The organism is Variovorax sp. P1_H12_2 (assembly GCF_056405335.1).
Genome location: NZ_JBFUCI010000328.1, coordinates 1 through 7,375 on the forward strand (window position 1 = coordinate 1; position 7,375 = coordinate 7,375).

7 protein-coding genes and 1 pseudogene are annotated in these 7,375 nt (G+C 69.4%); all 8 read left to right on the plus strand.

The features are described from left to right. On the plus strand, positions 1 to 435 hold a 435-nt coding region (locus AC1D2K_RS25680), incomplete at its 5' end, for a type 1 periplasmic-binding domain-containing protein (protein WP_478092045.1). Beyond that, positions 436 to 1,761: an aromatic ring-hydroxylating dioxygenase subunit alpha gene (locus AC1D2K_RS25685; RefSeq protein WP_478092047.1), complete on the plus strand. Its 1,326-nt coding sequence runs from the start codon at positions 436 to 438 to the stop codon at positions 1,759 to 1,761. It begins immediately after the preceding gene. Further along, complete coding sequence (locus AC1D2K_RS25690) at positions 1,758 to 2,228, plus strand: aromatic-ring-hydroxylating dioxygenase subunit beta (RefSeq protein WP_478092048.1); 471 nt, start codon at positions 1,758 to 1,760, stop codon at positions 2,226 to 2,228. Before AC1D2K_RS25685 ends, AC1D2K_RS25690 begins: the two co-directional genes overlap by 4 nt. A 39-nt stretch (positions 2,229 to 2,267) precedes the next feature. Then, the gene (locus AC1D2K_RS25695) at positions 2,268 to 3,425 is read left to right on the plus strand and encodes an ABC transporter substrate-binding protein (protein ID WP_478092050.1); all 1,158 of its coding nucleotides are present in this window, start codon (positions 2,268 to 2,270) and stop codon (positions 3,423 to 3,425) included. Positions 3,426 to 3,572: 147 nt separating this feature from the next. Further along, positions 3,573 to 4,628: a branched-chain amino acid ABC transporter permease gene (locus tag AC1D2K_RS25700; protein WP_478092052.1), complete on the plus strand. Its 1,056-nt coding sequence runs from the start codon at positions 3,573 to 3,575 to the stop codon at positions 4,626 to 4,628. A 56-nt stretch (positions 4,629 to 4,684) separates the two neighbouring features. After that, complete coding sequence (locus AC1D2K_RS25705; protein ID WP_478092054.1) at positions 4,685 to 6,469, plus strand: branched-chain amino acid ABC transporter ATP-binding protein/permease; 1,785 nt, start codon at positions 4,685 to 4,687, stop codon at positions 6,467 to 6,469. Next, positions 6,466 to 7,197: an ABC transporter ATP-binding protein gene (locus tag AC1D2K_RS25710; RefSeq protein ID WP_478092056.1), complete on the plus strand. Its 732-nt coding sequence runs from the start codon at positions 6,466 to 6,468 to the stop codon at positions 7,195 to 7,197. Before AC1D2K_RS25705 ends, AC1D2K_RS25710 begins: the two co-directional genes overlap by 4 nt. Then, a pseudogene (locus AC1D2K_RS25715) lies at positions 7,187 to 7,375 on the plus strand (ATP-dependent acyl-CoA ligase); the annotation flags it as partial. The gene AC1D2K_RS25710 and the pseudogene AC1D2K_RS25715, both read left to right, overlap by 11 nt.

A 7,375-nucleotide genomic window follows, 5' to 3' on the forward strand; every position in this document is an offset into this window, starting at 1 on the left:
GGCCAGATCTACGGCACGCACGGCCTGATCAATGCCGACTTCGTGCGCGTCGGCGGCGCGTCCATCGAGGGCCTGCAGGTGCCCAGCGGCCCGGTGCTGGTGGCCGACCAGCTGCCCGACAGCAATCCGATCAAGAAGGTCTCGATGGCCTTCCGAAGCGCCTACCAGAAGGCCAACGGCGCGCCGCCGAACGACGCCTTCTCGTCCTACACCTACGACGCCTACCTGCTGCTGGCCGACGCCGCCTCGCGCACCAAGGGCGAGCCCGGCACGCCGGCCTACCGGACGGCGCTGCGCGACGCGATCGTGAGCACCAAGGAGCTGACCGGCACCCACGGCATCTACAACTTCAAGCCCGACAACCGCTATGGCTCCGACCAGCGCGCGGTGGTGATCGTGCGCAGCGAAAAAGGCCAGTGGAAGCTGGTTCCGTAGATGACCACCTATCGCGACCGACCGGATGCGATCCGCGCGCTCGTCCAGGACGATCGCGTGCACCGCGACCTCTACCTGAGCGAAGAGCTGTTCGCGCTCGAGCAGGAGCGGTTCTTCGCCAACACCTGGCTCTACGTGGGGCACGCGAGCCAGGTGCCGAACACCGGTGACTTCTGGTCGCTGGATCTCGCGGGCCGGCCGGTGATGATGGTGCGCCAGCCCGACGGCGCGGTGCGCGTGTTCTACAACCGCTGCGCCCACAAGGGCAGCCGGCTGGTCACGGACGAGAGCGGCAACACGGGCAAGTTCTTCCGCTGCCCGTACCACGCCTGGACCTACAAGCTCGACGGCGCGCCGCTCGCGATCCCGCTCAAGAGCGGCTATGAAGGCACGCGCCTGAGGGAATGCGAATCGGGGCAGGGGCTCACGGAGCTCAAGCACGTGGCCGTGTACCGCGACTTCGTGTTCGCGCGGCTGGCCGATCAGGGTCCGGGCTTCGAGGACTATTTCGGCGAGGTGCTGCAATCGATCGACAACATGGTCGACCGTTCGCCCGAGGGCCGGCTCGCGGTCGGCGGCGGCGTGCTGCGCAACATCATCCATTGCAACTGGAAGATGTACCTCGAGAACATCAACGACACGGTGCATCCGATGTCGACCCACGAGTCGGCCACGCAGGCGGCCGATGCGCTGTGGCAGGGCCGCGAACCCGACGCGCCCAAGCCGATGGCCATGGAGCAGATCCTGCCCTTCGGCTCCGGCTATGACTTCTTCGACCGGATGGGCGGCCGCGTGTTCGCCAACGGCCACAGCGTGCTGGGCGTCAACTTCAGCATCCATTCGAACTACGCGCAGCTGCCGGACTACGAGCAGGCGATGCGCGATGCGCATGGCGCCGAGCGCGCGATCGAGATCCTGCAGCGCTCGCCGCAGAACTCGGTGTTCTTCCCCAGCCTGTCGGTCAAGGGCTCGCCGCAGGCGATCCGCGTGATCCGGCCGCTGGCCGCCGACCGCACGCTGGTCGAGGCCTGGAGCTTCCGTGCCGCCGGCGCACCCGATCTGCTGTTCGAGCGCGCGATGACCTACAACCGGCTGGTCTTCTCGCCGATGTCGGTGGTGGCGCATGACGACGTGCACCTGTTCGAGAGCATGCAGCAGGGCCTGCGCGCCGAGGGCAACGAGTGGGTCAGCCTGCATCGCAACTTCGATCCGTCGGAGCTGCAGCAATCGACGATCACCACCAACGGCACCAACGAGCTGTTGATGCGCAACCAGTTCCGCGCCTGGAAGAAGTTCATGGCGGACGACGTGGAGACGAGCGCGTGACGACCCCCGAAGACTTCGTGGCCGCCGAGGCCGCCCTGCTCGACGCCGGCCGTTTCGACGACTGGCTGGCGCTGTTCGCCGAGGACGGCCACTACTGGGTGCCGCTGCAAGGCGCGGCGCAGGCCGATCCCTTCTCGCACAACTCGATCGCCTACGAGGACCGGCTGCTGCTGCAGCTTCGCATCGAGCGCCTGAAGAACCCGCGCGCGCATTCGCAGCATCCGGCCAGCCATTGCCAGCACGTGCTGCAGCTGTCGCGCATCGAACACCAGGACGATGCCGCCGGCGAGGTGTCGCTCAGCACGCCCTTCATCTATGTCGAGGCACGCGGCGAGCAGCAGCACCTGCTGGCCGGCACCTGCCGCCATCTGCTCCTGCGCACGCCCTCCGGCTGGGCGATCCGGCAGAAGCGCGTCGACCTTCTCCAGGCCGGGCGCGCGCTGCCGGCGATCCAGTTGTTCATCTGAGCGACCCGCTCATCTATTCCATCCACCAGGAGTCCCGACATGAAGAGCTTGATGCAGACCTTGACCCGCAGCGCACTGGCGGCCGCGCTGGGCGCCGGCCTCACGGCAGCGGCGTTCGCGGCCGACCTCAAGGTCGGCCTGAGCGTCTCGCTCTCCGGCCCCAACTCCTCGCTCGGCGTGCCCTACGCCAAGGGCATGCAGGCCGCGCTGGCCTACAAGCCGGAGGTCAACGGCCGCAAGATCCAGCTGATCGTGCTCGACGACGGCTCCGATCCGACCACCGCGGGCCGCAATGCGCGCAAGCTGGTCGAGGAGGACAAGGTCGACGTGCTGATGGGAACCTCGGGCGTGCCGGCCGCGATCGCGATGGCGCAGGTGGGCCGCGACGCCAAGGTGCCGATGATCGGCCTGACCCCGATCCAGCTCGACGCCGCCGAGAACGCCTGGGTGTTCACGGTCGCGCAGCCGACCCAGCTCATGATCGACGCGGTGGTCCAGCGCATGAAGAAGGACGGCGTCAAGACGGTGGGCTACATCGGCTTCTCCGACGCCTGGGGCGACCTGGTCTACAACGCGCTGATGAAGTCGGCGCCCGAGGCCGGCATCAAGGTGCTGGGCAACGAGCGCTATGCGCGCGCCGACGCCTCGGTCACCGGCCAGGTGCTCAAGCTGGTCGCGATGAAGCCCGATGCCGTGATGACCGGCGGCGCCGGCACGCCGGGCGCGCTGCCCTTCCTGGCGCTGACCGAGCGCGGCTTCAAGGGGCCCGTGTACGGGCAGCACGGCCTGATCAACCCCGACTTCGTGCGCGTCGTCGGCGCCTCCGGCCAGAACGCCCTGATGCCCACCGGCCCGGTGATCGTCGCCGAGCAGCTGCCCGACGGCTACCCGACCAAGAAGATCGCGATGGACTTCCGCGCCGCCTTCCAGAAGGTCAACAACGCGCCGACCAGCGACGCCTTCTCGGCCTACTCCTTCGACGGCTGGCTGGTCTTCACCGATGCCGCCGCGCGCGCCAAGGGCGAGCCGGGCACGCCCGAGTTCCGCCTGTCGCTGCGCGACGCCATCGCCAGCACCAAGGAAGTGGTGGGCACGCATGGCGTCTACAACTTCAAGCCGGGCAATCTCTACGGCGTCGACGAGCGCGCCCGCGTGATCGTCAAGCTCGACAACGGCCAATGGAAACTCGCCCCCTGAATGTGGCCCCCACGCTCCCTCACTTTGTGTGGTCGCTGCCCCCCGAGGGGGCCGCAGGCCGCCTTGGGAGCGGCCCGGCGGCGGCCTGATCCTCACGCACCTTTTCTTCAATAGCAACTTCAGGACGATCATGCGAAGGGCATTTCAATGACATGGGACGTGGCGCTCATCCTGGGCATCGACGGGCTAGCCAATGGCGCGGTCTATCTGCTCGCAGGGCTCGGGCTGGTGCTGATTTTTTCCGTCACGCGGGTGGTGTTCGTGCCCTTCGGCGACATCGCGGCCTTCGCGGCGCTGACGCTGGCGGCCTTCGAGACCGGCCGCCTGCCGCCGACGATCGGCCTGGTCATGGTGCTGGCCGCGCTCGCGGTGCTGACCGAGGTCGGCAGCCTGCTGCGGCGCGGCGAGGGCCGCAAGGTGCCCAAGGCCATCCTGGCCTGGGGCGTGCTGCCGCTGCTGCCCTGCCTGCTGGCCTGGGCGACCGCGCGGCCGGGCATGCCGGCGGCGGTGCAGATCGCGGTCACCGTGCTGCTGGTGGTGCCGATCGCGCCGCTGCTGGCGCGCGTGGTGTTCCAGCCGATCGCGGATGCCTCGGTGCTGGTGCTGCTGATCGTCTCGCTGGCGCTGCACTTCCTGCTGTCGGGCCTGGGTCTGCTGTTCTTCGGCCCTGAGGGTTCGCGCACCCAGCCGCTCGCCGGCGGTAGCATCGCGCTCGGCGACGGCTTCTCCGTGAGCGGGCAGGTGGTGCTGATGGTCGGTGCGGCCATCGTGCTGAGCGGCCTGTTCTTCCTGGTGTTCGAGCGCACGGTGGCCGGCAAGGCGCTGCGCGCCACCGCAGTCAACCGCGTCGGTGCGCGGCTGGTCGGCATCCGGCCGGCGCGCACCGCCTTGCTGGCCTATGGCAGCGCCTCGCTGCTGGCCGGCCTGATCGGGGTGCTGATCGCGCCCGTGACCACCATGTACTACGACTCCGGCTTCATCATCGGCCTCAAGGCCTTCGTGGCCGCGATCATCGGCGGCCTCGTGAGCTACCCGATGACCGCCATCGGCGCGCTCGCGGTGGGCGTGGTCGAGAGCTTCGCCTCGTTCTGGAGCGGCGCGCTGAAGGACGTGATCGTCTTCAGCCTGCTGATCCCGGTGCTGATGCTGCGCTCCTTCATGAGCGTGCATTCCGAAGAGGAAGAAGACGAGGTGGACCAATGAGCCGCCGGGCCGCTCCCAAGGCGAATACCGAAGCGCTGCCGCGCGAAGGTTTTTCAATGAGCCTCGTTCGGACTCGCAACTTCTGGATCGGCCTGGTGGTCGTGGTGCTGGCCGTCGCACCGATGCTGGCCGGCAATTTCACGGTCTCGCTGCTCAACGACATCGGCATCGGCGCGCTGGTCGCGCTGGGCCTGGTGATGCTGACCGGCATCGGCGGCGCCACCTCCTTCGGGCAGGCGGCCTTCGTCGGCATCGCGGCCTATGCGACCGCGTGGCTCACCACCGCCCAAGGCCTGTCGCCGTGGCTCGGGCTGCTGTTCGCACTGCTGCTGACCGGGCTCTCGGCGCTCGCCATCGGCATGCTCACGCTGCGCCTGGGCGGCCACTTCCTGCCGCTCAGCACCATCGCCTGGGGGCTGTCGATCGCGATGCTGTTCGGCAACGTCGATGCGCTGGGGCGGCACACGGGGCTGTCGAACATCCCGCCGCTGACGATCGGGACCTGGTCGCTGGCCGATCCGCGCGCCATCTACTACCTGATCTGGGCGCTGGTCGGGCTGGCCTTCCTGTTCAGCCACAACCTGCTGCAGTCGCGGCCGGGCCGCGCCATCCGCAGCCTGCGTGGCGGCGCGACCCTGCTCGCCAGCGTGGGCGCCGATGCCTATCGCGTGCGACTCTCGCTGTTCGTCACGGCGGCGCTGTTCGCAGGCCTCGCGGGCTGGCTCTATGCGCACATGAACCGCTTCGTGAGCCCGTCGCCCTTCGACGTCCGCGCCAGCATCGAGTACCTGCTGATGGCGGTGGCGGGCGGTCTCGGGCAGCTGGCGGGCGCGCTGGTCGGCTCGGCGCTGGTGCTGATCCTCAAGAACGGCCTGCAGGACGTGCTGCCGATGCTCACGCAGCGCGCCGGCCAGCTCGAGGCGGTGGCCTTCGCGACGATCTTCATCCTGCTGCTGCACTTCGCCCGCGGCGGCCTGATGGGCTTCGTGCGGCGCTGGACGCGCGGGCGCTTCGCCGCGGCGCCGTCGCGCGAGCCCGCGGTGCCGGTGGAGCCGCTGCCGCATCGCAGCCTGCCCGACCGCGGCTCGCCGATCCTCTCGGTGACCGGTGCGGTCAAGCGCTTCGGCGGCCTGGTGGCGGTCAACGACGTGAGCTTCGATGTCAAGGCGGGCGAGATCGTCGGACTGATCGGGCCCAACGGCGCCGGCAAGTCGACCATGTTCAACCTGCTGACCTGCACGCTGCCGATGACCGCGGGCCAGGTGCGATTCCTGGGCCAGGACATCGCGGGCCTGCCGCAGCGCACGGTGGCGCGGCTCGGTCTGGCGCGCACCTTCCAGCACGTGAAGCTGCGCCCGCACATGAGCCTGCTCGACAACGTCGCGCTCGGTGCCCACTCGCGCACCACCTCGGGCGTGCTCAAGGCCGGCCTGCGGCTGGACCGCACCGAGGAGCGCCAGATCCTGCAGGAAGCGCAGCGCCAGCTCGACCGCATCGGCCTCGGCGACCGCGCCCACGAGCTCGCCGGCAGCCTGCCGCTGGGCACGCAGCGCATCCTGGAGATCGCGCGGGCGCTCGCTGCCGACCCGGTGCTGCTGGTGCTCGACGAGCCCGCCGCCGGCCTCAGGCGCAAGGAGAAGATGGCGCTCGGCGACCTGCTGCGCAAGCTGCGCGACGACGGCGTGACCATCCTGATCGTCGAACATGACATGGACTTCGTGATGAAACTGGTGGACCGGCTGGTGGTGATGAACTTCGGCTCCAAGCTGGTCGAGGGCGTGCCCTCGGCGGTGCGCGCGGACGAACGGGTGCAGGCTGCTTACCTGGGGAGCGTCGTATGACCGCGATGCTGGAAATAGGCGACCTGCACGTGTCCTACGGTCAGGTCGACRCCGTGCGCGGCGTCTCGCTCAACCTGGAACACGGCCAGATCATTTCCGTGATCGGCCCCAACGGCGCCGGCAAGACCACGCTGCTGGCCGCGGCGATGGGCCTGTTGCCGAGCAAGGGCCTTCTGCGCTTCGAAGGCGAGGACCTGCACGGCCTCGACGTCGAGGCGCGCGTGGAGCGAGGGCTGTGCCTGGTGCCCGAGAAGCGCGAGCTCTTCGGCGAGCTCAGCGTGCTCGACAACCTGCAGCTCGGCGCCTTTTCCAAACGGCTGGGGAGCGCCGCGCTGAAGCGCCAGCTGCAATCGGTCTACGAGCGCTTTCCGCGGCTGGCCGAGCGGCGTGCGCAACGCGCCGATACCTTGTCGGGCGGCGAGCGGCAGATGCTCGCGGTCGGCCGCGCACTGATGTCGGCGCCGCGCCTGCTGATGCTCGACGAGCCCAGCCTGGGCCTGGCGCCGCTGATCGTGCGCGACATCCTCATGATCGTGCGCAAGCTGCGCGAGGACGGCGTGTCGATCCTGCTGGTGGAGCAGAACGCGCGCGCCGCGCTCGAGAGTTCCGACCATGGCTACGTGCTCGAGACCGGCGAGATCGCGCTGTCGGGCGCCTCGCAGGAGCTCGAGAGCGACCCGCGGGTCCAGGCCACCTACCTCGGCGGAGGCACCCACGATGATGAATGAGGTCCGCGCGCTGCCCGCCGCCGGGCGCACGCTGCCCGCGATGCTGCAGCGCCAGTCGGCCTTGTTCGCCCAGCGTCCGCTGCTGCGGGTGGCGGGCCGCGCGTGGTCGCATGCCGATGCGGCCGCAGCCGCCGCGGCGCGCGCCGCGGCCCTGGCGCAATCGGGCGTGGCGCGCGGC

Excerpts from the sequence above, each read along its gene's own strand:
- AC1D2K_RS25685 (WP_478092047.1), top strand. The coding sequence starts at position 436 with ATGACCACCTATCGCGACCGACCGGATGCGATCCGCGCGCTCGTCCAG.
- AC1D2K_RS25695 (WP_478092050.1), top strand. The coding sequence starts at position 2,268 with ATGAAGAGCTTGATGCAGACCTTGACCCGCAGCGCACTGGCGGCCGCG.
- AC1D2K_RS25700 (WP_478092052.1), top strand. The coding sequence starts at position 3,573 with ATGACATGGGACGTGGCGCTCATCCTGGGCATCGACGGGCTAGCCAAT.
- AC1D2K_RS25705 (WP_478092054.1), top strand. The coding sequence starts at position 4,685 with ATGAGCCTCGTTCGGACTCGCAACTTCTGGATCGGCCTGGTGGTCGTG.